The 26,205-nt window shown below is 67.9% G+C and carries 22 protein-coding genes; 11 read left to right on the top strand and 11 right to left on the bottom strand.

The features are described 5' to 3' along the window. Positions 1-39 precede the first annotated feature (39 nt). From FBZ83_RS22760 to fdhD, 3 genes are read right to left on the bottom strand one after another with little or no spacing between them, the layout of a single operon-like run. The gene (locus tag FBZ83_RS22760) at positions 40-534 is read right to left on the bottom strand and encodes a DUF3305 domain-containing protein (protein ID WP_145689038.1); all 495 of its coding nucleotides are present in this window, start codon (positions 532-534) and stop codon (positions 40-42) included. After that, positions 531-1,157, bottom strand: coding sequence for a molybdenum cofactor guanylyltransferase MobA (mobA, locus tag FBZ83_RS22755; RefSeq protein WP_145689037.1), 627 nt, complete (start codon positions 1,155-1,157; stop codon positions 531-533). Before mobA ends, FBZ83_RS22760 begins: the two co-directional genes overlap by 4 nt. Further along, complete coding sequence (gene fdhD / locus FBZ83_RS22750; protein ID WP_145689036.1) at positions 1,147-2,028, bottom strand: formate dehydrogenase accessory sulfurtransferase FdhD; 882 nt, start codon at positions 2,026-2,028, stop codon at positions 1,147-1,149. The genes mobA and fdhD overlap by 11 nt, the downstream gene beginning before the upstream one ends. A gap of 119 nt (positions 2,029-2,147) precedes the next feature. Here fdhD and FBZ83_RS22745 point away from each other — a divergent pair, with 119 nt between their 5' ends. Next, a complete protein-coding gene (locus FBZ83_RS22745; protein ID WP_145689035.1) occupies positions 2,148-2,843 on the top strand; it encodes an ABC transporter permease in 696 nt (231 codons plus the stop codon). 106 nt (positions 2,844-2,949) lie between these two features. Next, positions 2,950-3,786 (top strand): substrate-binding domain-containing protein, encoded by an 837-nt coding sequence (locus FBZ83_RS22740; RefSeq protein ID WP_145689034.1) that lies wholly within the window; start codon positions 2,950-2,952, stop codon positions 3,784-3,786. Between the two features lie 79 nt (positions 3,787-3,865). Here FBZ83_RS22740 and FBZ83_RS22735 read toward each other — a convergent pair whose 3' ends face one another. Further along, positions 3,866-5,074, bottom strand: coding sequence for a D-alanyl-D-alanine carboxypeptidase family protein (locus FBZ83_RS22735; protein ID WP_247888435.1), 1,209 nt, complete (start codon positions 5,072-5,074; stop codon positions 3,866-3,868). Between the two features lie 419 nt (positions 5,075-5,493). Here FBZ83_RS22735 and FBZ83_RS22730 point away from each other — a divergent pair, with 419 nt between their 5' ends. Beyond that, the gene (locus FBZ83_RS22730) at positions 5,494-6,294 is read left to right on the top strand and encodes a hypothetical protein (protein WP_145689032.1); all 801 of its coding nucleotides are present in this window, start codon (positions 5,494-5,496) and stop codon (positions 6,292-6,294) included. 116 nt (positions 6,295-6,410) lie between these two features. Here FBZ83_RS22730 and FBZ83_RS22725 read toward each other — a convergent pair whose 3' ends face one another. Further along, positions 6,411-7,172: a peptidase gene (locus FBZ83_RS22725; RefSeq protein WP_145689031.1), complete on the bottom strand. Its 762-nt coding sequence runs from the start codon at positions 7,170-7,172 to the stop codon at positions 6,411-6,413. Positions 7,173-7,593: 421 nt separating this feature from the next. Between FBZ83_RS22725 and FBZ83_RS22720 the strand changes: the two genes are divergently transcribed. The 4 genes from FBZ83_RS22720 to clpA all read left to right on the top strand — a co-directional run bounded on the left by FBZ83_RS22720 (position 7,594) and on the right by clpA (position 11,989). Further along, complete coding sequence (locus tag FBZ83_RS22720; RefSeq protein ID WP_114859191.1) at positions 7,594-8,130, top strand: phasin family protein; 537 nt, start codon at positions 7,594-7,596, stop codon at positions 8,128-8,130. A gap of 267 nt (positions 8,131-8,397) precedes the next feature. Next, the gene (locus FBZ83_RS22715) at positions 8,398-8,883 is read left to right on the top strand and encodes a phasin family protein (protein WP_145689030.1); all 486 of its coding nucleotides are present in this window, start codon (positions 8,398-8,400) and stop codon (positions 8,881-8,883) included. 455 nt (positions 8,884-9,338) lie between these two features. Then, positions 9,339-9,665, top strand: a complete 327-nt coding sequence (gene clpS / locus FBZ83_RS22710) for an ATP-dependent Clp protease adapter ClpS (protein ID WP_035672033.1) — start codon at positions 9,339-9,341, stop codon at positions 9,663-9,665. Positions 9,666-9,673: 8 nt separating this feature from the next. Then, the gene (gene clpA, locus FBZ83_RS22705) at positions 9,674-11,989 is read left to right on the top strand and encodes an ATP-dependent Clp protease ATP-binding subunit ClpA (RefSeq protein ID WP_137140099.1); all 2,316 of its coding nucleotides are present in this window, start codon (positions 9,674-9,676) and stop codon (positions 11,987-11,989) included. A gap of 92 nt (positions 11,990-12,081) precedes the next feature. On the opposite strand, the gene FBZ83_RS22700 is transcribed toward clpA, so the two are convergent. Then, on the bottom strand, positions 12,082-12,273 hold the full coding sequence (locus FBZ83_RS22700; protein ID WP_145689029.1) for a YegP family protein: 192 nt from the start codon (positions 12,271-12,273) through the stop codon (positions 12,082-12,084). A 151-nt stretch (positions 12,274-12,424) separates the two neighbouring features. Here FBZ83_RS22700 and FBZ83_RS22695 point away from each other — a divergent pair, with 151 nt between their 5' ends. Continuing rightward, positions 12,425-13,537 carry a CaiB/BaiF CoA transferase family protein gene (locus FBZ83_RS22695; protein WP_145689028.1) on the top strand — a complete coding sequence of 371 codons (1,113 nt, stop codon included), beginning with the start codon at positions 12,425-12,427 and terminating at the stop codon, positions 13,535-13,537. A gap of 3 nt (positions 13,538-13,540) precedes the next feature. On the opposite strand, the gene FBZ83_RS22690 is transcribed toward FBZ83_RS22695, so the two are convergent. Continuing rightward, positions 13,541-14,854, bottom strand: coding sequence for a pentapeptide repeat-containing protein (locus FBZ83_RS22690; protein ID WP_145689027.1), 1,314 nt, complete (start codon positions 14,852-14,854; stop codon positions 13,541-13,543). Between the two features lie 180 nt (positions 14,855-15,034). Here FBZ83_RS22690 and FBZ83_RS22685 point away from each other — a divergent pair, with 180 nt between their 5' ends. Beyond that, positions 15,035-15,511 (top strand): nucleoside deaminase, encoded by a 477-nt coding sequence (locus FBZ83_RS22685; RefSeq protein WP_145689026.1) that lies wholly within the window; start codon positions 15,035-15,037, stop codon positions 15,509-15,511. Positions 15,512-15,521: 10 nt separating this feature from the next. Here the strand turns inward: FBZ83_RS22685 and FBZ83_RS22680 are convergent, their stop codons facing one another. Together FBZ83_RS22680 and FBZ83_RS22675 are read right to left on the bottom strand one after the other, a co-directional pair. Further along, positions 15,522-16,721: a GNAT family N-acetyltransferase gene (locus FBZ83_RS22680; RefSeq protein WP_145689025.1), complete on the bottom strand. Its 1,200-nt coding sequence runs from the start codon at positions 16,719-16,721 to the stop codon at positions 15,522-15,524. A 90-nt stretch (positions 16,722-16,811) separates the two neighbouring features. Next, on the bottom strand, positions 16,812-17,279 hold the full coding sequence (locus FBZ83_RS22675) for a RidA family protein (RefSeq protein WP_145689024.1): 468 nt from the start codon (positions 17,277-17,279) through the stop codon (positions 16,812-16,814). A 410-nt stretch (positions 17,280-17,689) separates the two neighbouring features. On the opposite strand from FBZ83_RS22675, the gene FBZ83_RS22670 reads away from it, so the two are divergent. Then, entirely contained in the window at positions 17,690-19,555 is a 1,866-nt protein-coding gene (locus FBZ83_RS22670) for a flagellin (RefSeq protein WP_145689023.1), read from the top strand. A 111-nt stretch (positions 19,556-19,666) separates the two neighbouring features. Here the strand turns inward: FBZ83_RS22670 and FBZ83_RS22665 are convergent, their stop codons facing one another. After that, positions 19,667-21,331, bottom strand: a complete 1,665-nt coding sequence (locus FBZ83_RS22665; RefSeq protein WP_145689022.1) for a S10 family peptidase — start codon at positions 21,329-21,331, stop codon at positions 19,667-19,669. Between the two features lie 199 nt (positions 21,332-21,530). Between FBZ83_RS22665 and FBZ83_RS22660 the strand changes: the two genes are divergently transcribed. After that, entirely contained in the window at positions 21,531-22,013 is a 483-nt protein-coding gene (locus FBZ83_RS22660; RefSeq protein WP_145689021.1) for a bacteriohemerythrin, read from the top strand. A gap of 123 nt (positions 22,014-22,136) precedes the next feature. Here the strand turns inward: FBZ83_RS22660 and FBZ83_RS22655 are convergent, their stop codons facing one another. Then, positions 22,137-25,856, bottom strand: a complete 3,720-nt coding sequence (locus tag FBZ83_RS22655; protein ID WP_145689020.1) for a vitamin B12-dependent ribonucleotide reductase — start codon at positions 25,854-25,856, stop codon at positions 22,137-22,139. Positions 25,857-26,205 lie beyond the last annotated feature (349 nt).

The following is a 26,205-nucleotide window of genomic DNA, read 5'->3' as shown; positions in this document are numbered from 1 at the left end:
GGGAGGGGGGCGCGGCGCCGGAGCCCCATCAAGAATTCATCACCCCTGCTTCGGGAAGTGCCGCTTGCGCTCGCGCTTCACGAAGGGGACATCCACATGGTGCTGCTCGGTGAAGTCGCGGACCAGGGCCGTGACCTCCGGCGGCATCGGCACCGTTTCCACCATCTCCACGCCGCTGACCTGATAGGCCTCGCATTCGTGGGCGGAGGCGGTGACGACGAAGGGCACGACGCCCCCCGGCTCGCCCGTCTCGTCCGGGCGCAGCACGACCCACAGGCGCGGCGGCTCCTGCGACAGGTTCAGCTTGTAGCCTTCGGTGTCGCTGCGGAACAGCTCTAGCGGCAGGGTCGCGGCGTGGAAGTGCGCCCAGCCCTCCCCCTCGCGCAGCAACCGCCAGGGACCGTCGACCGGCGGGGCGCCGGGGATCACCGAGACTGGGCGCCACGCCCACTCCGCCCAGGCGCTGGTGCCCTTGCGGCGCTCCAGCACGATGCCCAGGGCCATCGTCTCGGTTCTGTTCAGCGCTTCACTCATCGGACCAGTCCCGCCGCCATCAGCCGTTCCGCCTCTGCCAGATCGTCGGGACGGTTGGTGTTGAAGAAGGGGTCTACCGGATCGGTGGCGAAGTCGGCAACCGCCAGACGGTATCGGGCGGTCCAGGCGTCCACCTTGCGCATGTCCTCCTCCACCATGGCGCGGCGAAGGTCGTCGGCGAGGTCCACCCGCCACAGCCCGAAGACCGGATGCTCCCGCCCGTCGGAGCGGGCGCAGGCGAGGTCGGCGCCCTCGCGCTCCACCGCCGCCGCCAGACGCGCGACCAAATCGTTGGGGATGAAAGGCGCATCCGTGGCGAAGCTGGCCAGCCAGCGGCAGTCCGGCGCGTTGGCCCGCGCCCATTCCATCCCGGTCAGCACACCGGCCAGCGGCCCGGCGAAGCCCTCCACCACGTCCGCCGCCACCGGCAGGCCAAAGGCGGCGAAGCGCGCCGGGTCGCCGTTGGCGTTCAGCACCAGCGGCCCGACCTGCGGGCGTACGGTGGCGACGATGCGCTCCAGGATGCTGCGCCCGCCGAGCGTGCGCAGGCTCTTGTCGCCGCCGCCCATGCGCCGCGACAGGCCGCCGGCCAGCAGCACGCCGGCAATGCCCTCACTCGTCATCGCGGCTCCCCTTGCGCTGGTGGCGCCCGCCCTCGTCGCCGACCGACGCCGGGTCGGCGTCGAAGTCCAGCCGGTCGGTGCCGGCCAGGGCGAGGAAGCGCTTGCCCTTGGCCCGCCCGACCATGGTCAGGTTGGCCTGCCGCCCAAGCTCCACGCCCCAGGCGGTGAAGCCGGAGCGGGAGATCAGGATCGGGATGCCCATCTGCACCGTCTTGATGACCATCTCCGAAGTCAGGCGCCCGGTCGTGTAGAAGATCTTGTCGTGCGCCGGCACGCCGTGCAGGTGCATGTATCCCGCCACCTTGTCCACCGCGTTGTGCCGCCCGACGTCCTCCATGTAGACGAGGGGGCGGTCGTCCTGGCAGAGCACGCAGCCGTGGATGGCGCCGGCCTCCAGATACAGGCTGGGGGTCAGGTTGATCTTCTTCGACAGGGCGTAGATCCAAGAGGTCTTCAGCCGCGCGTCGGGGTTCAGCTTCACCGACTCGAAGGTCTCCATCACGTCGCCGAAGGCGGTGCCCTGGGCGCAACCGGAGGTCAGCGTCTTCTTCTTGAGCTTCTGCTCGTAGTTCGTGGCGCGCTCGGTGCGGACGACGACGGTGTCAATCTCCTCGTCGTAGTCGATGCCGGTGATCCGGTCGTCGCGCTTCAGCATGTTCTGGTTGAGCAGATAGCCCACCGCCAGATAATCAGGGTAGTCGGCGATCGTCATCATGGTGACGATCTCCTGCCCGTTCAGGTACAGCGTCAGCGGCCGTTCCACGGTGACCGACGCCTCCACCGGGCGCCCGTCCTGATCCAGCCCGGAAACGCGCTCCGTCAGCTTGGGATTCGCCGGGTCCGGCCTTATGGTGAATTCCGAGAGGTCCATGACCGGAAGAGTGGGGAAGATTGCGCGCCGGGGCAAGCGGCGGATGATCGCCTCCCGCAAGACGGAAGCGATGCGGCCCCGATTTGACGCGCGAGCGCTTGGTATGCACGAGTATCCTTATGCATGAGTTCGGTCTGGCCTTCGTCACCGCCTTCCACCTGATCGCCGATTTCGACCCCGGTCTGGTGGGGATCGTCGGCCTGTCGCTGCGCGTCAGCCTGACCGCCGTTCTGCTGTCGGCCCTGATCGGCCTGCCGCTGGGCGCCGCCGTCGCCGCCTTCCGCTTTCCCGGACGGCGCGCGGTGACCCTGTTCCTGAACACGGCGATGGGGCTGCCGCCGGTGGTGGTGGGGCTGATCGTCTATCTGATCCTGTCGCGCTCCGGCCCGCTGGGCGTGCTGGGGCTGCTGTTCACCCCGACCGCGATGATCGTTGCCCAGACCCTGCTGATCGTCCCCATCGTCGCCGCCCTGACCCGCCAGATCGTCGAGGATCTGCTGGTGGAGTATGGCGACCTGCTGAGGGTGATGGGGACCGGGCCGGTGACCACCCTGTTCACCCTGCTGTCGGAGGCGCGCTGGAGCCTGCTGACCATCGTGCTGGCCGGCTTCGGCCGGGCCTCGGCCGAGGTCGGAGCGGTGATGATCGTCGGCGGCAACATCGACCGGGTGACCCGCGTCATGACCACCTCCATCGCGCTGGAGACCAGCAAGGGCGACCTGCCGCTGGCGCTCGGCCTCGGGGTCATACTGATGACGCTGTCGCTGTCGGTGAATTTCGCCGCCGCCATGGTGCGGGAGACGCGGCGGGCCTGAGCCACCGCCACGATTCTGGAAAATTTGCAAAGCCCTTCGAACTTTCCCATAGTCGCCGCCACAGCCCGCAACCAAGGCGGGCGAGAATCTGGAGAGGGATAGTCCGATGCTGCGCCGTTCTTTCGTGCTGGGATGCGCCGCCGCGGCGGCTCTGCTGCTCGGCTCCGTTCAGCCGACCACCGCCGCCGACCGCTTCATCACCGTGGCCTCGACCACCTCAACCGAGGATTCGGGGCTGTTCAAGTCGATCCTGCCGAAGTTTACTGAGAAGACCGGGATCGAGGTCCGCGTGGTCGCCAAGGGCACCGGCCAGGCCATCGACATCGCCAAGCGCGGCGACGCCGACGTGCTGTTCGTCCATCACAAGCCGTCGGAGGACAAGTTCGTCGCCGAGGGCTTCAGCACCGAGCGCAAGCCGGTCATGTACAACGACTTCGTGATCGTCGGGCCGAAGGCCGACCCGGCCAAGGTCGGCGGCAGCAAGGACGTGTCCGCCGCGCTGAAGAGCATCGCCGCCGCCAAGGCCCCCTTCGTGTCGCGCGGCGACGACAGCGGCACCCACAAGTCGGAGCAGGCGCTGTGGAAGACCGCCGGCGTCGATCCCACAACGGGTGACGGCTGGTACCGCGCCATCGGTCAGGGCATGGGCGCCACGCTGAACACCGCCGCCGCGGTGAGCGGCTACGCCATGACCGACCGCGCCACCTGGCTCAGCTTCAAGAATCGCGGCGACCTCGACATCCTGGTGGAGGGCGACAAGCGCCTGTTCAACCAGTATGGCGTGATGCTGGTGAACCCGGCCAAGTTCAGCCACGTCAAGGCCGCCGACGGGCAGGCCTTCGTCGATTGGCTGGTCTCCGCCGAGGGCCAGCAGGCCATCGCGGACTACAAGATCAACGGCAATTCGCTGTTCTTCCCGAACGCCAACGAGCCGGGCGCCTGACCGGCCTCCACTCCACGGACACGAAAAAAGGCGCAGCCTCACGGCTGCGCCTTTTTTCGTGTGGCGGAAAAGAGACGGCTTACAGCTTCTCGTTCGGCGACACCGGGACGCAGCGGTGGCCGCTGCGGGTCAGTTCCGAGCAGACCTTGCGGGCGGTCCCCTCGTCCAGCCCGACCATGCGGGCGCGGTAGACGGTGGCGCCGTTCGCCTTCACCGGGGTCACCGCCGGCTTGGCGGCGCGCAGCAGGAAGGGCGCCTGCTTGGTCGCCTGGGAGAGCGCCCGCTTGCTGGCCTCCCGCGTCGAGAAGGCGCCGACCTGCACGCCCCACTTCGACCCGTCGACCTTCGTGTCGGCGTCCTCGTCGCGGGCGCGGGCCGGCGGACGGACGGCGGCGGGGGTCGAGACGGTGGAGGCGAGCTGCGCGATGGTCTCCGGCTTGGCCGACGGCCTGCCCTTGGCGGTGGCGCGCGGCGCGTCCTCGTCCCCGGCGCGGGCGACGACCGGCGCCTCGGAGCCGCGACTCGGCTTGTCGAACGCCTTGTCGAGGATTGCCTCCATGCGGGCGTCGCGCGAGGCCGCCGACTTGCCGCCCAGCACCACGGCGACCAGCCGGCGCCCGTCGCGCACCGCCGACGCCGCGAGGTTGAAGCCGCTGGCCACCGTGTAGCCGGTCTTGATGCCGTCCATGCCCTCGTAGCGCGACATCAGCCGGTTGTGGTTGTTCAGGCTGCGCCCGCCATAGACGAAAGCGCGCCGGCTGAAATAGGGATAGTAGCGGGAGTGGTCGGACAGCATGGCCCGCGACAGGATCGAAAAGTCGCGCGCGGTGGTCACCTGCTGCATGTTCGGCAGGCCGTTGGAGTTGCGGAACACGGTGTTGCGCATCCCCAGTTCGCGGGCCTTGCGGGTCATCATCTCGGCGAACTTCGCCTCGCTGCCGCCCAGCGCCTCCGCCAGCACGACCGAGGCGTCGTTGGCCGATTTGGTGACCAGCCCGAGGATCGCCTGCTCCACCCGCAGCGTCTTGCCGGCGCGCAGCCCGAGCTTGGTCGGCGACTGCGCCTCCGCCCAGGCCGAGACCGGCAGCGCCTGATCCAGCCGCAGCCGCCCCTCGTCGAGCGCGTCGAAGGTCAGGTACAGCGTCATCATCTTGGTCAGCGACGCCGGATAGGTCAGGGTGTCGGCGTTCTCCTCGTGCAGCACCTCACCCGTGCGCGCGTCGACGACGATCGCCGCGTATTTCGCGGCCAGCGCCGGCAGCGGCGCCAGGACGGACACCGCCAGCACCGCCAGGGCACCGCACAGCCCCCGGCCGCACAGACCCCGAACGAAAGGGGTAATGCTGAAGGCACTTCTCAGAGTCGAACGTCCATTCGCCAAACGTTCTGTGGCCTGTTCCCCCTCCGTTTCGCGCCCGCTCCAAGCGAACGCCAAAAGCAGGCTTCGAACGGTCTGGCCCGTTACGTTCATGATGCCCCCGCCAAAGGCTAATACTTGCTGTTTGGCGCAATGGTAAATTCCATGGAAATCAGTGTCTAGCGACAATTCGTTAATTTGCCGCTTTGATTTCTTCGGTGGCGCTGTGACGAAATTGGATGAGGCGTGGACCCGTCGGGGGCGAACCGCGTTGAAGGAGCGCGACCGCCGATCCATCTTCCCGGAAGCGCAGGACCTTTTCCCCCTCCCGACTGGACGCGAGGCACCTCATGACCCGCCCGCCCGAGCGACGCCCGACGACTCCGCGCGCTGCCCCACGGGACGGACGTAGAGGACGGATTGCGACGGTGATGGGGCTGGGGGTGGCCGCTGCGGTTCTTCTCGCCGGCTGCGCCTCGGTCGGGCCGACCGACAACCCGGTGGCGCGCAAGCTCACCTGGGTCAGCTACCTCAACGGCGACGACCTGCGCGCCGCCTGCACCAAGGGGGAGACCGACCGCTACCGGCTGGTCTTCAACGCCGATTACCAGAAGCATGTGCGGACCTACGACATCGTCGGCGACCGCGGCACCGGCGGCGCGCTGGTCGAGGCGCGTGTCCTGGAGGCCACCGACCTCGCCCGCATCGACCTGGACGACCCGGCGGCGGTCGCCCGCGGCCCGGTCGCCAAGGCCCAGCTCTCGCCGCGCCAGTTCGCCCTGTTCGTCCTGCGCCTCTACGAGAGCGGCGCCTTCGAGCCGGCGCCGAGCGGGGTGCGCCTGCCGTCCAACGGCGTCTATTGGCTGATCAACGGCTGCCGGCGGGGAAGCTGGTTCTTCAACGCCTACCCTTACCCGTCCGACCGCTTCTCCGACATCCGCTTCGACGGGCCGCTGAAGGAGCTGGACGGCAGCGCGCAGGGGACCGGCGTGCCCTACCCCGCCCTGCCGCGCCCGCAGGACGCGCCGCGAACCCTGCCGACCGGCGGGCAGGTGGACAGCGCCGGCGTGGTGTTCGAAGTGCAGGTGGGCCGCGACGGGCTGATCGGGCCGACCGCTCCCTTCGGGACGTGGCTGTTCGCCGGGAAGTAGCGGGCAGGGCTGACATCGCCCCCTCCCCGGCCCTCCCCCGCTGCGTGGGAGAGGGAGATCAGTCCCCTCCCCTGCGATAGCGGGGGAGGGTTAGGGAGGGGGCAAGGCTTCACACCTCAGACCACCTCTTCCTCAGCGACATCCGCACGCGCGCCGGCGGCCAGCAGCGTGTCCACCCACGGACCGTCCGGCATGCGCCGGGCCAACTCGGTGATGTTGCGGTTCCACCACAGGCGCTGCTCGACCAGATCGTCGTAGTCGAAGTTCGACTGGCGCCACAGCCGCTCCTGGGCGTTGAAGGTCACCATGTCGATGGGGAAGCCGACATCGTTGGACGAGAAGCGCGTGCTGTCGAACGACAGGTAGGCGATCTTCAGCGCCGTCTGCATGTCCGTGCTGTAGGACAGCGCGCGGTCCAGGATCGGCTTGCCGTAGGCGGTGGCGCCGATCGACAGGTAGGGCGTGCGCTCGTCCACCTCGATCCAGTTGCCTTCCGGATAGACCAGGAACATGTAGGGCTCGCGGTCCTCGGCGAGCTGTCCGCCGATGATGGCGTGCAGGTTGAAGGCCAGCTTGGACGCCTCCAGCGCCTCCTTGTCCTCCGCCGCCACCTGGCGCAGGCAGGCGGTGAAGGCCGACAGCGCGTCCAGCATGGTCGGGTAGGTCTCGCCGCGGCGGCGGGACATGTCGCGACGCAGGTAGGCCAGCGTCTTGTCGCGCACGCTGCGCAGGCCCGAATTCAGGATGAAGAAGCGGTCGCCGCCGCTGCCCACCATGGTCACCTTGCGCGCGGACGAGAGCTGCGAGCCGCTGGTGATGCGCCCGTCGGACAGGCCGATCAGGCCGTCGCGGGTCTTGATGCCGAGGCAATAGGTCATGAAAGAACGTTCCCGAACTGAAAGCTGCGACGTTCCGCCGCGGTTGGTCTGACCTTTGGCCGAAGCGCGTCCCTTCGGCGGGCAGGGTAGGATTGGGCAGGATCGGCGGTAAAGCTTTCGTAAAGGCTCCGCCCAGTCGAGCCGAAGTGGATCGGATTTCCCATGGGGCGGAACGGTGGGCTTGCGCCGTACCGCCCAAGCAAAGGGACCGGGCTCAACTGATATATTGTGCGACGCACAAGATTCTTTGTTGACTCCACGGACATCTGCCCATAGTTTAGCCATTGCTGCAGTGCAGCATTTTTCCGGTCCGGCATCGCTCCGGACCACACCCAACGCAGCCGGTCTGCGCCCCGCTGGCGGACGGTCCGCCGGTCCGGGTATTGCGCGCCGGGCTTCGACGAAGGAAGGAACGCAAGGCATGACGACCGTGACGAAGGCCAAGCCGGCCCCCGCCCCCACCCAGGCGTTCGAGAACGCCGCCGCCCAGGCCAAGGAGCAGGTCGAGGGCTTCGTCAAGGCCGGCCAGGAGCAGGCCGCGAAGACGTTCGAGCAGACCGCCTCCGCCACCAAGGAGCAGGTCGAGAAGCTGTCCGCGCAGCTCCTGAAGATCTCCTCCGAGCTGCAGGCCCTGAACAAGGCCAACGTCGAGGCGCTGATCCAGAGCGGCAGCATCGCCACCCAGGGCGCGGAGGAGCTGACCCGCGAGGTGACCGCCTACGCCCAGGCCTCCTTCGACAAGTCGGTCACCACCGGCAAGGCCCTGTTGACCGCCAAGTCACTGAAGGAGGTCGTCGATCTCCAGAGCGAGTATGTGAAGGCCAGCTTCGACGCCTTCGTCGCGGAGTCCTCCCGCCTCCAGGGCATCGGCACCCGCGTCGCCACGGCGGCCCTGACCCCGCTGAAGGACCGCGTGTCGGTCACCGTCAGCACGCTGTCCAAGCCGATCGCGGCCTGATCCGCCGGCACGGCGACACCACGGAGCCCGGCCGTCCCCCGACGGCCGGGCTCCGCGCGCAAAGGGGCCTCCGGGACGCGTCAAAGTTTTTGTGCACCGCACAAAATCCCGTTGACAAGCGCAAGCGCCTGCCCTAAGTTTAGTCATGTTGCATTGCAGCATCGACCCGACGCCCGAAACCACGGGGTCGCTGGTCGGATCATCCGCGCGGTCGCCAATCGGTGGGTCCGGCGCGGGTCAACCCGATGAAATTCGAGGAGCCGTTCCATGACCGACAAGTTCGCCGCCGCCACCAAGACCTTCGAAGACGCCGTCTCCGCCGCCAAGCAGAACGTGGACGGCCTGGTCAAGGCCCAGCAGGAGCAGTTCGAGAAGGCCTCCGCCCAGCTCCTCAAGGGCTTCGACGAGCTGACCGCCCTGACCAAGGGCAACGTCGACGCCGTCGTGAAGTCGGGCACCATCGTCGCCAAGGGCGCCGAGGAAGCCGGCAAGCAGGTCGCCTCCTTCACCCAGTCCTCGCTGGAAAAGAGCGCCGCCACCGGCAAGGCCCTGCTGGCCGTCAAGACCGTCCAGGAGCTGGTCGAGCTGCAGAGCAGCTTCGCCAAGGCGAGCTTCGAGACCTTCGTCAAGGAGAGCGCCAAGCTGCAGGAGCTGTCGCTGAAGACCGCCAAGGACGCCTTCGCGCCGATCAACGACCGCCTCCAGGTCACGGTCGAGACGCTGTCCAAGCCGGTCGCGGCGAAGGCCGCCTGATCCCGGCCGGTCCCAGACGTCAGCCTGAGACAAAATGTCCCGGAGCCAGCAATTCCATAGACCCGGCCGCGAGGCCGGGGCGGCTCCCACCTCCGTCGCCCCCGGGACGCTACCGTCCGGGGGTGCGGACGGCGCAAGGCGGTACCGCTTTAAATCCTGCCGCCTCACGGCATTGTGAAGTTCCGGGTAAGCCCGGCGGTTTCGACCGCCGGGCTTGTTTGTTTTGGGTGCGGTGGACATGTACAGGATGCCGGCCGTGCCATTTATGGCACGACGGTGCGGCCATTCCGCCGCAGCGCACGGGTTTATCCACCAATTCCGGGGTAGCCGGGCAGGTCTTGTTCCGAATGGGCCTCTCCCAAATGGGGACTCACCGAAAACGGCCCCTTCCCACCGCGCCCGGAGTTCTCATATCATTCATGCGACGTACATCGCGATGTTGACCTGTTGAGACCATGGCCGAAAACGACAAGCACGGCGACGAGGGCACCACCACGGGCGTGGTTATCAAAACCAAGCCTAAGACTAAAAAGCCCTCGATGTATAAGGTCTTGATGTTGAACGACGACTACACACCTATGGAATTCGTCGTTCATGTCTTGGAGCGCTTCTTTGCCAAGTCGCGCGAGGAGGCTACGCGGATCATGCTGCATGTGCACCGGCGGGGTGTGGGCTTGTGCGGCGTGTTCACCTACGAAGTGGCGGAGACGAAAGTCACGCAGGTGATGGACTTTGCGCGCCAGAACCAGCACCCGCTGCAATGTACGCTAGAAAAGGATTAAGGCCACAGATGCTGTCGCGTAACTTGGAACAGACGCTGCACCGAGCCCTGGCCCATGCGAACGAGCGCAGGCACGAATACGCGACGCTCGAACACTTGCTGCTCGCATTGACCGAGGATGCCGATGCCATGGCCGTCTTGCGCGCTTGTGGGGTCGATCTGGACCGACTGCGCGCCGAACTCTCGGATTACCTCGACAACGAGCTTGCGAACCTGATCACGAACAGGCCCGATGATGCCAAGCCGACGGCTGGCTTCCAGCGGGTGCTGCAACGCGCGGCCATCCACGTCCAGTCGTCGGGGCGTGAAGAGGTGACGGGAGCAAATGTGCTCGTCGCCCTGTTCTCTGAACGCGAAAGCCACGCGGTCTATTTCCTGCAGGAGCAGGAGATGACCCGTTTCGACGCGGTGAACTACATCTCTCACGGAATCGCGAAGGCCCCGGGCCGCTCGGAAGCGAAGCGCGTTACCGGAGCCGACGAGGACGCGGCGGCGGAGAAGGTCGTGAAGAAAGGCAGCGAAGCCCTAGAGGCTTATTGCGTCAACCTGAACAAGAAGGCGGCCAGCGGGAAGATCGATCCGCTGATCGGACGGGAGCAGGAGGTCGAACGGACCATCCAGATCCTGTGCCGGCGGTCGAAGAACAACCCGCTGTATGTCGGTGACCCCGGTGTCGGCAAGACCGCCATCGCCGAGGGGCTGGCCCGCCGCATCGTCCATGGCGAGGTTCCGGAGGTGCTGAAGGGCGCCACCATCTTCGCGCTCGACATGGGCTCCCTGCTCGCCGGTACGCGGTACCGCGGCGACTTCGAAGAGCGCCTCAAGGCCGTCGTCTCCGAACTGGAGGCCACGGAAGGTGCCGTCCTCTTCATCGACGAGATCCACACGGTCATCGGCGCCGGTGCGACCTCGGGCGGTGCGATGGACGCCTCGAACCTGCTGAAGCCGGCCCTCGCCTCCGGCTCGCTGCGTTGCATCGGTTCGACGACCTACAAGGAATACCGGAACTATTTCGAGAAGGACCGGGCGCTCGTCCGGCGCTTCCAGAAGATCGACGTCAACGAGCCGACGGTCGAGGATGCGATCAAGATCCTCCAGGGGATCAAGACCTACTACGAAAAGCATCACCGGGTGAGCTACACCAACGACGCGATCCGTTCGGCGGTGGAGCTGTCCGCGAAGTACATCGGCGACCGCAAGCTGCCGGACAAGGCCATCGACATCATCGACGAGGTCGGCGCCGCGCAGATGCTGCTGCCGGAGAACAAGCGGAAGAAGAAGATCTCCGTCAAGGACGTGGAGGCGGTGGTCGCCAAGATCGCCCGCATCCCGCCGAAGTCGGTCAGCCGCGACGACAAGGAGACGCTCCTCAACCTGGAGCGCGACCTGAAGACCATGGTCTTCGGCCAGAACAAGGCCATCGACGCGCTGGTCTCCGCCATCAAGCTGGCCCGCGCCGGCCTGCGCGAACCGGAGAAGCCGATCGGCAACTACCTGTTCACCGGCCCGACCGGCGTCGGCAAGACCGAGGTGGCCCGCCAGCTCTCCCTCACGCTGGGCATCGAGCTGACCCGCTTCGACATGTCGGAGTACATGGAGCGGCACACGGTCTCCCGCCTGATCGGCGCCCCTCCGGGCTATGTCGGGTTCGACCAGGGCGGCCTGCTGACCGACGCCATCGACCAGCATCCGCATTGCGTGCTGCTGCTCGACGAGATCGAGAAAGCCCATCCGGATCTGTTCAACATCCTGTTGCAGATCATGGATCACGGCAAGCTGACCGACCACAACGGCAAGACGGTGGACTTCCGCAACGTCATCCTCATCATGACCTCCAACGCGGGCGCCTCGGACATGGCCAAGCCGGCCATCGGCTTCGAGCGCGAGCGTCGGGTCGGCGAGGACATGGAAGCGGTCGAGAAGCTGTTCACGCCGGAGTTCCGCAACCGTCTGGATGCGATCATCCCCTTCGCGCCGCTGACCCAGGAGGTCATCAACCGCGTGGTGGACAAGTTCATCATGCAGATGGAGGCGCAGCTCGAGGACCGCGGCGTCACGATCGAACTCGACGATCAGGCCCGCGAGTGGCTGGGCAAGAAGGGCTACGACCCGCTCTACGGCGCGCGTCCGCTGGGCCGCGTGATCCAGGAGCACCTGAAGAAGCCGCTGGCGGAGGAGCTGCTGTTCGGCAAGCTCGCCAAGGGCGGTCTGGTCAAGGTCACCGTGAAGGACGACAAGCCCGCCTTCGAGTACACCGAGGGGTCGCGCAAGCGGCGCTCCGGCGACGAGGACGAGGACGAGGTCGTGCACGAACTGGCGGAATGACGCCGGCTCGCACGGAACGCGAAAAAGGGGGCCGCAAGGCCCCCTTTCTTTTTGTCCGGTCGGCGGGCCGCCGGGCGGTTATTCCTCGACCATCATTCCTCGACCACGACGACCGCGTCGTTGGACGCCTTCATCAGGACGATGCCGTGCAGGCAATCGCGCTCGGCCGTGTAGCCCTCGCTGCTGACGGCGATGACTTCGCCGTTGGCGGCGTGGAAGGTCCAGCGCCATTCGTTGCGGTGATCCTTGTAGACCTTGTACTTGGAAGCCTTGGCCGTGGACATGTTTTCCTCCTCACCATCGGTCTGATATCGACGGTGGAGGCGGCACGAATGTGAAGGGCGGACGGTTGCATTCCTGACGCCCCATCGCGGACACTCGTCCCGGCGGCGCCACCAGACAGACCCCCAAAAACGAAGAACAAGGAAACGCACCATGCCCCTGCCCTTCCTGAGCGGACTGCGCGTCATCGACCTCGGCCAGTATCTGCCGGGGCCCTACGCCGCCCAGATGCTGGCCGACCTCGGCGCCGAAGTGGTGAAGGTGGAGCCGCCGAGCGGCGACCCGCTGCGCCGGATGGGTCCCACCGACGCCGACGGCACGACCGCCGCCTACAAGCTGCTGAACGCCGGCAAGACGGTCATCCGCCTGAACCTGAAGGACGAGGGCGACCGCGCCGCCTTCGAGACCTTGATCGTCGGGGCCGACGCCCTGGTGGAAAGCTACCGCCCCGGCGTGCTGGACAAGCTGGGGGTGGGCCACGCCCGGCTGCGCGCGCTGAACCCAGGGCTGGTCCACGCCAGCCTGTCCGGCTGGGGCAGCGGCGGTCCTTACGCCCGGCGGGCCGGCCATGACCTGAACTACATGGCGGTCGGCGGCGGCCTGGACTCCTCGGGCACGCCCGACCGCCCCTCGATCAGCCACCCGCCGGTCGCCGACTTCGCCTCGGCCCAGCAGGCGGCGCTGGCGGTGGTCGCCGCCCTGTTCGGGCGCCAGCGCAGCGGCGAAGGCTGCTTCCTCGACCTGTCGATCATGGAGACGGTGCTGGGCTGGCAGGGTTTCAACCTGACCGCCGACGCCCGCGGCGAGGTGCCGGGGCGCGGCGAGGCGCTGCTGTCCGGCGGGGCCGCCTGCTACCGCATCTACCGCACCGCCGACGGCCGCTTCGCCACCCTGTCGGCGCTGGAGGCCAAGTTCTGGCAAGGCTTCTGCGAGGCGGTGGGACGGCCCGACTGGACCGCCCGGCAGGGCGACCCGTTGCCCCAGAGTGACCTGATCGCGGAGCTAGACGCCCTGTTCGCCAGCCGCAGTCTCGCCGATTGGAAGGGGTTGCTCGACCCCGTGGACTGCTGCTTCGAGGCGCTGCCGACGCTGGCGGAGATGCCGGACCACCCGCACATCGCCGCCCGCGGCCAGATCCGCGTCACGCCGGGGCCGGAGCCGTTGGTGGAGACCCTGATGGGCCTGCGCGTCGACGGCGGCACCCCGCCCGAACGCGCGCCCTTGCGCGATTCCACCGCCGCCGCGGTGCTCGCCGCCTGGAAGTAACGGTTACAGGGCGATGAGGGGGCCGCCGCCGTCGCGCGGCGGCCGCGTCTCCAGCGGGCCCCTGCGGGCGCCCATCAGGCTGGCCTTCGACAGGTTCGCCGCCGCATCGTCGCAGCCGCGCAGGTCGGCGGAGGCGAGGTTGGCCATCTCGAAACTGGCGCCGGCCAGCTTCGCTCCGGTCAGCCGGGCGCCGCGCAGGTCGGCGGCGGTCAGGGTGGCGCCGGTCAGGTTGGCCGGCCAGCTCCGCCCGGTCGGCGTGCCGTCCGGGTTGCGCAGGTCCACCATGCCGAGGTCGGCGCCGTGGAGGTCCGCCCCGGTCAGGTCGGCGCCGCTCAGGTTCGCCCCGGTCATGACCGCCTGGTCGAGCCGCGCCCGGCGCAGGCTGGCCCCGCCGAAATCGGCCAGCGAGAGCGAGGCGTTGGACAGCCGGGCCTCGTCCAGGTTGGCGTCGCGGAACACCCCGCCCGACAGGTCGCAGGCGGTCAGGTCCAGCCCGCGCAGGTCCATCCCGGTGAAATCCGCCCGCAGCCCGGCCCCGCCGCCGCTGTTGATCCACAGGATGTGGGCGTCCAGCACGCCGCGCACCGGCGTCGGCAGGGCGTCGGCGTTGCGCATGTAGACGGCGCCGCTCAGGTTGGCGCCGTGGGTGTCCGCCACGGTCAGATCGACGTTGCGCAGGGTCGCCTCGCGCAGGTCGGCGTTGCGCAGGACGGCGCGGGTCAGGTTGGCGCCGTTCAGCACGGCGCGCTTCATCTTGGCCCCGCTGAAATTCGCCTCGGTCAGGTCGGCACCGGCCAGATTGGCGGCGAACAGGTTGGCGTTGCTGAAGTCACCGCCGGCCGTCGAGGCGTTGGCCAACTCGGCGTGGCTGAGGTCGGCGCCCTTGAAGCTGACGCCGTCCAGCCGCGCGTCCTTCAGGTTGGCCGGCCGCCGCTCCTCCTCATCCTCGTCGCGCCCGGCGCGGTGCACCATGATCTGGCCGGGGCGCAGGTCAGCCCCCTCGAAGTCGGTGCGGGTCAGGTCGGCCTTCAGAAAGTTCGCCCCGCGCAGGTCCGCCCGCGCGAAGGAGGAGCCCACCAGCTTCGCCCGGCTGAAATTCGCCCCGAACAGGTCGGACATGGCGAAGCTGACCTCCTCGAGCTGGGCGTCGGAGAAATTGCCCTGGGTGAGGATGGCCGTTTGCAGATTGAAGCCCTTCAGGCGCAGCCTCGACAGATCGACGCCCTTCGCCTGAAGGCGCACCCCGCCCGGCTTCAGTTTGAGATAGAATAGATGGTCCCGCACCTGCTTCAGGAAATCCATGGTGCGGTCGGTCATCGGGCGGGTCCGTCGGTCGGCTGGTCCCGCCCACACTACGCCTTGCGCAGGGGCAGTAAAGGGGAAATCCCCAATCGTCCGCCGCCCCTGCAATGCCCCGTGCGCATGCCGGGCCGAGGCTGTCGAACAGTCACTAAACGATTGAACCACAACGCGGTTGGGGCTTGGGAGAGGGAAATCATGACGAGTTTCGATACCGATTGCCTGCGCCGCGCCATCGCGCTCAGCCGCACACACATGCAGGGCAACGCCGGCGGCCCCTTCGGCGCGGTCATCGCGCGGGACGGCCGGATCATCGGCGAGGGCTGGAACTGCGTGACCTCCAGCAACGACCCGACGGCGCACGCCGAGGTCGTCGCCATCCGCAACGCCTGCCGCGACCTCGGCAGCTTCAGCCTCGCCGGCGCCACCGTCTACACGAGCTGCGAGCCCTGCCCGATGTGCCTGTCGGCCATCTACTGGGCGCGGATCGGGCGCATCGTCTACGCCAACGGACGCGACGACGCGGCGGCCATCGGCTTCGACGACGCCTTCCTCTACACCGAAATCGCCCTGCCGCTGGAACAGCGGGCGGTCCCCATGCAGCGTTTGCTGGCCGACGAGGCGCGCGCGGTCTTCGACGAATGGGCCGCCCGGCCCGACCGCGTTCCCTACTGATCCGCCGCAATCATTCCGATGCGCCATCCTGGCGGTAGGGGGACAGCTCCATCAGCGCCTCCCGCTCCGCCGCGACGCCGGGCCGCTCGCGGCGCAGGTAGTCAGCGATGGCGCGGTGGAAGCCGGGGTCGGCCACCCAGTGGGCGCTGTAGGTCGGCACCGGCAGATAGCCGCGCTGGATCTTGTGCTCCCCCTGGGCGCCGGCCTCGACCCGGCCGAGGCCGCGCTCGATGGCGAAGTCCAGCGCGCGGTAGTAGCACGCCTCGAAATGCAGGAAACGGTAGCTGCCGTCGGAGCCCCAGTTGCGGCCATAGAGGGCGTCGGCCCCGATCAGGTTCAGGGCGCCGGCCACCCATTCCCCGTTGTCCTCGCACATCACCAGCATGACCCGGTCGGCCATGGTCTCGCCCAGAAGCCGGAAGAAGGCACGGTTCAGATAGCCGCCGCCCCATTTCCGGTCGGCGGTCTCCAGATAGAAGCGGTGGAAGGCGTCCCAATGCTCCGGCTTCAGGTCGGCGCCGGTCAGGCTGTGAAGCCGGACGCTGCTCTCCGCCACCTCGCGCCGCTCCTTGCGGATGGCCTTGCGCTTGCGGCTGTTCAGCGTTCCCAGGAAATCGTCGAAGCTGGCGTAGCCGCGGTTCTCCCAATGATACTGCACGCCTTCCCGCAGCAGCCAGCCGGCCGCGCCGAGACGGCGCCAGTCGGCCTCCTCCGGAAAGGTGACATGGACGGAGGAGACGCCGTAGCGCCGCGCCACCTCCTCCATCCCCTGGATCAAGGCGCCGGCGACCGCCTCCCCCGCCCCTTGCCGGACGAGCAGGCGCGGCCCCGGAACCGGGGTGAAGGGCACGGCGCATTGCAGCTTCGGGTAATACTGCCCGCCCGCCCGCTCATAGGCGTGCGCCCAGGCGTGGTCGAAGACATACTCGCCGTAGGAATGGTTCTTCAGATAGAGCGGCACCGCGCCGATGATCCGCCCCGCCCCGTCGAGGGCGGCGAGGTGGCTGGGCTGCCAGCCGGTGCGGCCGATGGCCGACCCCGATTCCTCCAGCGCCAGCAGGAAGGCGTGGCTGAGGAACGGGTTGTCCGGCCCGGCGCAGGCGTCCCATTCCTGGGGATCGGCCTGGCCGATGCCGGTCAGGACCTTGACGGTGATCGTCCCCCCGGCCTCCGGGTCGGCGCCGGGGCCGGTGTCCTTGCCGTCGGGCATGCTCTCTCCTTCGCGGATACGCCGAGGGAGGTGGGCGCTTCGCCGCGCCGCGGCAAGAGGCCCGCCCCTCCCCCCGATCCGAAGGTTGGATCAGGCCAGTTCGAGGATGGCGTCCACCTCGACGGCCACGTTGCCGGGCAGCGACGGGGCGCCGACCGCGGCGCGGGCGTGCTTCCCGGCGTCGCCGAAGACCTGCATCATCAGCTCCGACGCGCCGTTGATCACCAGCGGCTGGTCGTGGAAGTCCGGGGTGCCGTTCACGAAGCCGCCCAGACGCAGCACGCGCGCCACCCGGTCGAGGTCGCCGCCGCAGGCCGCCTTCGCCTGGGCGATGATGTTCAGCGCGCACAGCCGCGCCGCCTGTTGGCCCTGCTCCACCGTGAAGTCCTGGCCCAGCTTGCCGATGAAGCGGCGCTCGCCGTTCCACACGGTGACCTGCCCCGACACGTAGAGCGTGTTGCCCGACAGGGTGAAGGGCACATAGGCCGCCACCGGGGCCGCCGCCTGCGGCAGCTCGATCCCCAACTCCTGAAGCCGCGCCTCGATGCGTCCGGCCATGCTTCATCCCTCCGTCTTTGTTGCGGGCGCCGGGAACACTCCGGTGCTTGGCGGCCCAATCGGTGCGCCCGCTGGGCGCCATACCCCGACGATAGCCCCCTCCCCGGCCGGCACCAAGAGCTTACCGGCGCCCGCGGCACCTCCCCCAACTGGGTAGTTTTGTCCCGGACTCCGGGGCGCAACACCCTTTCTGCCCGGCAAAACTTTCCACCGGCATGGGAAGGGATGTCCGGCCGATCATCGCCGAGGCATCGCGCAACCCCCAATTAACCGACGCAAAAACAATGGCTTATTGAGTTTTTCAGGAACTGGCACGGGTCTTGATAGGGGAGGAACGCGCAAATGCACGTTGCCTCGCTTCGGTTTCAAGCACCAGCCGCGGGGCGAGCCTCAGAAGGAGACTTGGAACCATGGCCATCAACGACGTCACCCTCACCGCGTCAATGCGCACGAATCTGCTGCAGCTGCAGAGCGTGAACGACAAGATCGGTGTCAAGCAGAACATCCTCTCGACCGGCAACAAGATCAACTCGGCGCTCGACGGCCCGACTTCGTTCTTCGCAGCGAAGAGCCTGACCCAGCGCGCCGGTGACCTGTCGTCGTTGAAGGACGCCATGGGTCAGTCGATCAGCACCATCAAGGCCGCCGACAAGGGCGTGACCGCGATCGAAAGCATGATCGAGCAGGCGCGCGGCCTGACCACCGCCGCCTATTCCGCGCTCGGCACCGACGCCGGCTCCGTCGCCACCCGCAAGACGCTGTCCGCCCAGTTCAACGCGCTGAAGGAGCAGATCGACAAGCTGGCCGGCGACAGCGGCTATGCCGGCAAGAACCTGCTGGCCGGCAACGGCCTGCGTCTGGACTCCACCAGCGAATCGCGCCGCGCCGTCAACACCATCCAGGGCATCGAGAACGCCCGCGTCACCAACGTCGTGTCGACCGACACCTACACGGTGCGCGTCAAGGGCGACGGCTCGATCGAGGGCGCGGCCGGCGAGATCAACAGCGCTGAGATGGCCCACGGCCTGGTCGGCCTGAAGCTCTCCGGCACGATGGCGACCTCGCTCGGCAGCTTCTCCGACGTGCAGATCGAGGTCCGCGGCGCCAAGGGCCGCGAGCGGTCGTTCATCATCACGGACGGCAACGAGTCGCGCACGATCACCTACTTCGACAACAGCCAGACCATGGCTGCCAACACGACGACCGCGGCCAAGTCGGGCACCGCGCAGATCACCCAGGTGTCGATGGGTGGGACGATCGAGGCCGGCGACAGCTTCACCATCACCGTCGAAGACCAGACCTTCACCTACACCGCCACCGCCGGCGACGTGTCGATCGGGCAGACCGCCCGCATCAACATCGCCAACCAGCTGAAGGCGTCGATCAACAACGCGCTGGGCGCCAACGGCCGCCTCAGCGGCAAGGACGTCCAGACCGTCACGACCAGCTCGACCGGCACGATCACGCTGTCGGGCGCGACGACGACCAACGCCGCTCGCGAGATGACCGTCAAGGCGACGGCCGAGAACGCCCTGACCAAGCGCATCTCCGAGAGCTTCGCGTCGGGCACCATCGTGTCCTTCACGGTGGACCGCAACCTTCTGGAGCAGGCCGCCAACAACGGCAACGGCATCTCGGTCATCGAGAAGAAGGTCGACATCCAGATCCAGGTCAGCAACCTGAACGGCGCCACGGTGACCCGCGACGGCATGTCCAAGCGCGGCGAGGGCAAGCTGTCGGAAGGCGAGAACTCCTTTGCGTTCGACACCGGCACGGTGCGCTTCAACGTCGATCAGAAGAGCATCAAGCAGGCGGCGGCGGCCAACTCCGCGGCCAACCTGGTCTCGGTGCAGGTGACCGACGCCAACACCTCGAACGATCTGACGGTGCAGCTCAACGAGCGCAACACCAACGCGATCACGGTGCAGTCCCAGAACCTGACCACCAGCGGCCAGGGCCTGCGTCTGGACTACGCGCAGAACGATTGGACCGACCGCGCCGACATCGACAAGGCGGTCTCCAGCATCGACTACGCGAAGCAGACCCTGCGGTCGGCCTCGCAGACGCTGTCGACCAACCTGAACATCATCACGACCCGCGAGACCTTCACCAAGGAGTTCAGCGACGTGCTGGTCGAAGGCGCCAACAAGCTGACGCTGGCCGACCAGAACGAGGAAGGCGCGAGCCTGCTGATGCTGCAGACCCGTCAGCAGCTCGGCACCATCGCCCTCTCGCTGGCCAACCAGTCGCAGCAGTCGATCCTGCGTCTGTTCTAACCGGCAAGGTCCAGCCGGCGACCACAGGCCAAGGCAAAGGCATTGCGCAGCAGGCGCCCCGACCGGGGCGCCTGTTTCTTTTGGTCACATTCCATTGGCTGCCCGCCGACCTTACCGCAGCGCCGCCTCGACCAGGGCCCGCGCGTCGGCGGCCAGCTTCGCGCGCTCGGGCGCGCGGGTGTACATCATGTGCCCGCCCTCATAGACCGTCACGGCGACCCGGTCGGCCTGCTCCTCCGGCAGCTCCAGGCGAGACGCCACCCAGCGCGACGCCATGTAGGGGGTGATGAGGTCGGTGCGCCCATGGGCGATCAGCACCCGCAGCGCCGGCTGCAGAGTCAGGGCGGATTGGAGGTCGTCCACCGCGCTGGGCTGGCCGGAGCGTGGCCACTCCCAGCCCCGGTTCACCCGGTCGCTGAGCAGGTCGAACGGCACCTCCGTCCGCACGCCCAGCCACGTGTGGGCATAGGCTGCGAAGGCGGTGGTGTAGGTCGGCACCGTGCCCTTCAGGAAGGGATCGAAGGGAAGGCGCGCCGCCGACGGGTCGGGGTCCGCGGCGGTGAAGGTGCCGTCATAGACGCTGGTCACCTGCCCCTTCCCGCGCAGCAGCTCGCGGGCGAAGACATCGGTGGGGATCTCGCCGCGGAAGCGGGTCACCAGTTCCTCCGGCAGGCCGGTGGTCCGCGCCACCTCGGCGAAGAAGCCCTGCGCCGCGCCGGCCCGGCGGTAGTCAAGCCCGGCCAGCCCGGTGAGATAACCGCCGAGCGCGTAGCGCTCCGCCGCCGCCGCCGCCTGCTCCGGGGTGCCGGACACCAGACCGTTGGCGGCAGCCGAGGCGGCGTAGGAGGGCAGCCGCAGCGCCGGCACCAGAAGCCCGCCGCCGCCGCGGATGGTGGCGAAATCGACCACCGGCGACACCATGATGAGCCCGTTGACCGCAATGCCGGTGTCGCCGATCAGGCGGTTGGCCATCTTGGCGATGCGGAAGCCGCCGTAGCTTTCCCCCACCAGGAACTTCGGCGACTCCCAACGGCCGTTGCGGGTCAGCCAGAGGCGGACAATCTCGGCCATGGCCCGGCTGTCGGCGTCGACCGACCAGAAACGCTTGCCGGGATCCTCCTCCCGCCGCGCGCCCTCCTCCTTGCCACCGTCACGCCGGATGCCCCGGCTGTAGCCGGTGCCGACCGGATCGACGAAGACCAGATCGGTGAAGGCCAGCCAGCTGTCCGGGTTGTCGAGCAGCGGGGCCGGCGGGCGGGTCAGCGACCCGTCCTCGTTGAAGCCGACCACCTTCGGCCCCAGGGCGCCCAGATGCAGATAGGCCGAGGACGCCCCCGGCCCGCCGTTGAACACGAAGGCGACCGGCCGCCGGCCGCGGGGCGCATCCTCCCGTGCGTCCCCGTCCAGTGTGTAGGTGACCGTGAAGACACGGGCCGCCGCCTCGTCGCGCTGGCCGTCGCGCAGGGGCAGGAACTCCGCCACCGCCGTGTAGGCGAGCGGACCGGACGGCAGGGGCAGCTGGTGCCTGGTCTCGCTGCGCTGGGCGTCGAACCCGCCGGGCCGCTCCGCCGGCTTCGGCGCATTCTGGACTGGCGCATTCTGGGCTGGGGCATTCTGGGCTGGGGCATTCTGGGCTGGGGCATTCTGGGCGGGCGTATTCTGGGCGGGCGCGGTCTGGGACCCCGCGTCCTGGGCCGTCGCGGCGTGGAGCGGCGGCAGCGCCAGCGCGGCGAGCAGCGGCAAAAGGCGGAGGCGGCGGTTCATGGCACGGCGCATGGCGCATCCCGTCGGCTGTGTCGTCACTGGCCCGCATATTGACCCGCAACGGGCCTCCGGCAAGGACGCGGAACCTCGGCGCGCGTCGCGGGTCACCGCCGAAACCGCGACAATTTATCTCAATTCAATCCATTGATGCACATACGACCCGGACTATGATGCCCAAACTCCCACCACCTTAAGCCGAGTCATTTCGATCATGGACATGCCCACCGAGAATTTTCAGGATCTCGTCTGGAGCGAGGATCTTGCGCTGGGCATCGAGGACATCGACGAGCAGCACAAGCAGTGGATCGAACTGGTCCAGGCCTTCCACACCGCCGTCGCCGAGGGCCGCTCCCGCAAGGAAGTCTATCGGACACTGGCCGACGCGGTGGTCTATACGGAGATTCACTTCGCCAGCGAGCAGAAGGTGATGGAGGAGGCCGGCTATCCCTTCCTGGCCGACCATCTCGTCCAGCATTCCCTGGCCTGGGAGCAGCTGCACGCCTTCACCACCGGCAACGTGCCGGAGGAGAACATCGCCGAGTATCTGGCGAGCTTCCTGCCGCAATGGCTGATGCTGCACATCAACTCCGCCGACCGCCAGTTCGCCCGCTGGCTGAAGGAGCGCGACGCCGTCCCGGCGGAACTGGCCGACGCCCAACTGTCCGGCCGCGTCTTCCCCAACATCCCGGTCTGACCCCGCCGGAGCGCGCTCTCACCGGAGCCCGCATAGAAGGCCGCATAGAAGTGCGCATGAAAAAAGGGGAGGTCCGAGGACCTCCCCTTTTCCACGCCATGCCGGGGATGGAACCGGCTGGCCTCAGCTGCAGCCCGTGGTGGAGCCGCAGGTGTCGCACTTCAGGCAGGTGCCGTTGCGGACAAGCGTCATGTTGCCGCACTCCCCGCACTGATCCCCCTCGTAGCCGCGGGCGCGGGCCTCGCGGATGCGGTCGTAGCGCTGGTCGCTGTTGCTGCCGCCGTAGGCCGTGCCGGTGGTGCCGCCGACCGGGGCCGTGCCGCCGGCATGGACCACCGCGGCGCCGACCGCCGGGCTGGAGGCCACCGCCGCGTGGGCGGCGGACGCCGTGGCCTGGGCCGCGGTGCCGGTGGCGGCCAGGGCCGCCGCGGCCGAGACCCGCTGGGTCTGCCCGCCGTTCAGGACGCGCAGGTTGTTGCGGACATAGCCGGTGGACGCGACCTTGCGGACGATGTCCGACGGCTGGACCGCGCCGGTCTCCGGCAGGTCGCCCTGCTTGTCGCCGCTGCCGACCGTGAAGGGCACCAGATCCTCCGGCGTGGCGTGCGCCAGATCGGTGCGGCCCAGGTAGGAGATGGCGATCTCGCGGAAGATGTAGTCGATGACCGAGGTCGCCATCTTGATGGTGTCGTTGCCGGTCACCATGCCCGACGGCTCGAAGCGGGTGAAGGTGAAGGCCTCCACGAACTCTTCCAGCGGCACGCCGTACTGCAGGCCGATCGACACCGCGATGGCGAAGTTGTTCATCAGCGAGCGGAAGGCGGCGCCCTCCTTGTGCATGTCGATGAAGATCTCGCCGATGCGGCCGTCCTCATACTCGCCGGTGCGCAGGTAGATCTTGTGGCCGCCGACGGTCGCCTTCTGGGTGTAGCCCTTGCGGCGGTGCGGCAGGCGCTCGCGCTCGGTGCGCTTGCGCTCGATGATCCGCTCCACGACCTTCTCGACGATACGCTCGGAGACCATCTGGGTGCGGGTGGCGTTCGCCGCCTCGACGATCTCCTCGACCGCGTCCTCCTCGTCGTCCAGCAGGGCGGCGGAGAGCGGCTGGCTCAGCTTGGAGCCGTCGCGGTACAGCGCGTTGGCCTTGATGCCCAGGCGCCAGGACAGAAGGTAGGCGTCCTTGCACTCCTCGACCGTCGCCGTGTTCGGCATGTTGATGGTCTTGGAGATGGCGCCGGAGATGAAGGGCTGCGAGGCGGCCATCATGGTGATGTGCGATTCCCAGGACAGGAAGCGCTTGCCGATGCGGCCGCAAGGGTTGGCGCAGTCGAACACCGGCAGATGCTCGTCCTTCAGGAAGGGCGCGCCTTCCAGCGTCATGGCGCCGCAGCAGAAGGTGTTCGCCGCCTCGAGCTCGGCCTTGGTGAAGCCGAGAGCGGTCAGCAGGTCGAAGCCCGGGGCGTCCATCTGCTCGGCGGGGATGCCCAGCGTGTCGACGATGACGTCGGCGCCGACCGTCCAGCGGTTGAAGGCGAACTTGATGTCGAAGGCGGTGGCGAGGTTGCCCTCCAGCTTCTCCAGCACCTCGGCCGGGAAGCCCTTGGCGGCCAGGGTCTCGTGGTTGACGCCGGGGGCGCCCTTCAGCGTGCCGTGGCCGACCGCGTAGCGCTCGATCGCGGCGATCTCGTCGGCGGTGTAGCCCAGCGTGCGCAGGGCCTCCGGCACCAGACGGTTGACGATCTTGAAATAACCGCCGCCGGCCAGCTTCTTGAACTTCACCAGCGCGAAGTCCGGCTCGATGCCCGTGGTGTCGCAATCCATGACCAGACCGATGGTGCCGGTCGGGGCGACCACCGTGGCCTGGGCGTTGCGGAAGCCGTGCTGCTCGCCCAGTTCCAGCGCCATGTCCCAGGCGCGGACGGCGGCCATCGCCAGTTCCTGCTCCGGGCACTCGTCGGCGACGAAGGGCACCGGCTTGACCGACAGGCCCTCGTAGCCCTCCATCTCGCCGCAGGCGGCGCGGCGGTGGTTGCGGATGACCCGCAGCATGTGGTCGCGGTTCTGCTCATAGGCCGGGAAGGCGCCCAGCTCCTGCGCCATCTCGGCGGAGGTGGCGTAGGCGACGCCGGTCATCACCGCGGAGATGGCGGCGCAGTAGGCGCGGCCTTCCGCCGAGTCGTAGGGCAGGCCGGAGGACATCAGCAGGCCGCCGAGGTTGGCGAAGCCCAGGCCCAGCGTGCGGAACTCGTAGGACAGTTGGGCGATCTCCTTGGACGGGAACTGCGCCATCAGCACGGAGATTTCCAGCACCATGGTCCACAGGCGGCAGGCGTGCTCGAACGCCTCGACGTCGAAGGAACCGTCCTTCAGACGGAACGACATCAGGTTCAGCGAGGCGAGGTTGCAGGCCGTGTCGTCGAGGAACATGTACTCCGAGCACGGATTCGAGGCGTTGATGCGCCCCGAGGCCGGGCAGGTGTGCCAGTCGTTGATCGTGGTGTCGAACTGCACGCCCGGATCGGCGCAGGCCCAGGCGGCGTAGCCGACCTTGTCCCACAGGTCGCGGGCGCGCAGCGTGCGGTGGACCGTGCCGTCGGTGCGGCGGATCAGCTTCCACTCGTCGTCGTTCAGGACGGCCTGGATGAAGTCGTCGGAGATGCGCACCGAGTTGTTGGAGTTCTGGCCGGCCACCGTCAGGTAGGCGTCCGAATCCCAATCGGTGTTGTAGGTCTTGAACTCGAGGCTGGTGAAGCCCTGGCCGGCGAACTGGATCACGCGCTGGACGTAGTTCTCCGGCACCTGCGCCTTGCGGGCGGCGACGATGGCCTTCTTCAGCTCCTTGTTGACCTTCGGGTCCTGGCCGTCCTGGGCGGCGGCCATGATGGCGGTCAGGTGCTGCTGGCAGATCTTCGAGCCGGTGACGAGCGCGGCGACCTTCTGCTCCTCGGTCACCTTCCAGTCGATGTAGGCCTCGATGTCCGGGTGGTCCATGTCCACCGTGACCATCTTGGCGGCACGACGGGTGGTGCCGCCCGACTTGATGGCGCCCGCCGCGCGGTCGCCGATCTTCAGGAAGCTCATCAGGCCCGACGACTTGCCGCCGCCAGCCAGCTTCTCACCCTCGCCGCGCAGGCGGGAGAAGTTGGAGCCGGTGCCCGAGCCATACTTGAACAGGCGCGCCTCGCGGACCCACAGGTCCATGATGCCGCCCTCGTTCACCAGATCGTCGGCGACGGACTGGATGAAGCAGGCGTGCGGTTGCGGGTGCTCGTAGGCCGAGGCAGACGAGGTCAGCAGGCCGGTCTTGAAATCGACGTAGAAGTGGCCCTGGCTCGGGCCGTCGATGCCGTAGGCCCAGTGCAGGCCGGTGTTGAACCACTGCGGGCTGTTCGGGGCCGCCATCTGGGCGGCCAGCATGAAGCGCATCTCGTCGAAGAAGGCGCGGGCGTCGGCCTCGGTGTCGAAATAGCCGCCCTTCCAGCCCCAGTAGGTCCAGGTGCCGGCCAGACGGTCGAAGACCTGCTTGGCCGACTTCTCGCCGGAATAGCGCTTCTCCTTCGGCAGCGCCGCCAGAGCCGATTCATCGGCGGTCTTGCGCCACAGCCAGGACGGGACGGTGTTCTCCTCGACCGCCTTCAGGGCGACCGGAACGCCGGCCTTGCGGAAGTACTTCTGGGCCAGGATGTCGCTGGCGACTTGGCTGTAATTCTCGGGAACCTCGATGTCCGTCTGCTGGAAGACCACAGAGCCGTCAGGGTTGCGGATCTCGCTCGTCGTGCGGCGGAAGCCGAGAGCGGCGTAAGCATCCTGACCCTCTTTCGTGAAACGACGCTGGACCCGCATGTGACTCGTGCTCCCTCTGGCTGGCGAACAAAGGTGTCGCGCTCCGTGCGGCGCAGCTCGCGCTGGCTGACGAACGCAACACCCTGTATGTTGGTGCGCATCCTAGCCTCAAGCTTTGGACCAAGCAAGGCCCGGCCCAAGATATTGTGTGCTTGACGCGGAGCCACCTCCTAGATATGGCGCGTCAGGTCAACGGACCAAGCCGCCGGCGGTTCCCGGGAAAAATCACCCCACCCCCACATCTAGTCCCGCGCCGAACGCCTCCGGCGCCCGATTTCTGTAAGGAATCCGTCACTTTCGCGGGGTCGCCGGCCCCCTCCGACCGCAGGAGCCACGGGGGGCGAATCGG

This window comes from Azospirillum brasilense (assembly GCF_007827815.1).
GTDB lineage: Bacteria > Pseudomonadota > Alphaproteobacteria > Azospirillales > Azospirillaceae > Azospirillum > Azospirillum brasilense_C.
Note: the sequence above shows the minus strand (reverse complement) of the source record. Positions and strands in the feature narration are given on the sequence as shown.

Excerpts from the sequence above, each read along its gene's own strand:
- FBZ83_RS22675 (WP_145689024.1), bottom strand. The coding sequence starts at position 17,279 with ATGGCCGGACGCATCGAGGCGCGGCTTCAGGAGTTGGGGATCGAGCTG.
- FBZ83_RS22760 (WP_145689038.1), bottom strand. The coding sequence starts at position 534 with ATGAGTGAAGCGCTGAACAGAACCGAGACGATGGCCCTGGGCATCGTG.
- FBZ83_RS22665 (WP_145689022.1), bottom strand. The coding sequence starts at position 21,331 with ATGCGCCGTGCCATGAACCGCCGCCTCCGCCTTTTGCCGCTGCTCGCC.
- fdhD (WP_145689036.1), bottom strand. The coding sequence starts at position 2,028 with ATGGACCTCTCGGAATTCACCATAAGGCCGGACCCGGCGAATCCCAAG.
- FBZ83_RS22660 (WP_145689021.1), top strand. The coding sequence starts at position 21,531 with ATGGACATGCCCACCGAGAATTTTCAGGATCTCGTCTGGAGCGAGGAT.
- clpS (WP_035672033.1), top strand. The coding sequence starts at position 9,339 with ATGGCCGAAAACGACAAGCACGGCGACGAGGGCACCACCACGGGCGTG.
- FBZ83_RS22745 (WP_145689035.1), top strand. The coding sequence starts at position 2,148 with ATGCATGAGTTCGGTCTGGCCTTCGTCACCGCCTTCCACCTGATCGCC.
- FBZ83_RS22670 (WP_145689023.1), top strand. The coding sequence starts at position 17,690 with ATGGCCATCAACGACGTCACCCTCACCGCGTCAATGCGCACGAATCTG.
- clpA (WP_137140099.1), top strand. The coding sequence starts at position 9,674 with ATGCTGTCGCGTAACTTGGAACAGACGCTGCACCGAGCCCTGGCCCAT.
- FBZ83_RS22655 (WP_145689020.1), bottom strand. The coding sequence starts at position 25,856 with ATGCGGGTCCAGCGTCGTTTCACGAAAGAGGGTCAGGATGCTTACGCC.
- FBZ83_RS22695 (WP_145689028.1), top strand. The coding sequence starts at position 12,425 with ATGCCCCTGCCCTTCCTGAGCGGACTGCGCGTCATCGACCTCGGCCAG.
- FBZ83_RS22690 (WP_145689027.1), bottom strand. The coding sequence starts at position 14,854 with ATGACCGACCGCACCATGGATTTCCTGAAGCAGGTGCGGGACCATCTA.
- FBZ83_RS22740 (WP_145689034.1), top strand. The coding sequence starts at position 2,950 with ATGCTGCGCCGTTCTTTCGTGCTGGGATGCGCCGCCGCGGCGGCTCTG.
- FBZ83_RS22700 (WP_145689029.1), bottom strand. The coding sequence starts at position 12,273 with ATGTCCACGGCCAAGGCTTCCAAGTACAAGGTCTACAAGGATCACCGC.
- FBZ83_RS22685 (WP_145689026.1), top strand. The coding sequence starts at position 15,035 with ATGACGAGTTTCGATACCGATTGCCTGCGCCGCGCCATCGCGCTCAGC.
- FBZ83_RS22680 (WP_145689025.1), bottom strand. The coding sequence starts at position 16,721 with ATGCCCGACGGCAAGGACACCGGCCCCGGCGCCGACCCGGAGGCCGGG.
- mobA (WP_145689037.1), bottom strand. The coding sequence starts at position 1,157 with ATGACGAGTGAGGGCATTGCCGGCGTGCTGCTGGCCGGCGGCCTGTCG.
- FBZ83_RS22730 (WP_145689032.1), top strand. The coding sequence starts at position 5,494 with ATGACCCGCCCGCCCGAGCGACGCCCGACGACTCCGCGCGCTGCCCCA.
- FBZ83_RS22720 (WP_114859191.1), top strand. The coding sequence starts at position 7,594 with ATGACGACCGTGACGAAGGCCAAGCCGGCCCCCGCCCCCACCCAGGCG.
- FBZ83_RS22715 (WP_145689030.1), top strand. The coding sequence starts at position 8,398 with ATGACCGACAAGTTCGCCGCCGCCACCAAGACCTTCGAAGACGCCGTC.
- FBZ83_RS22725 (WP_145689031.1), bottom strand. The coding sequence starts at position 7,172 with ATGACCTATTGCCTCGGCATCAAGACCCGCGACGGCCTGATCGGCCTG.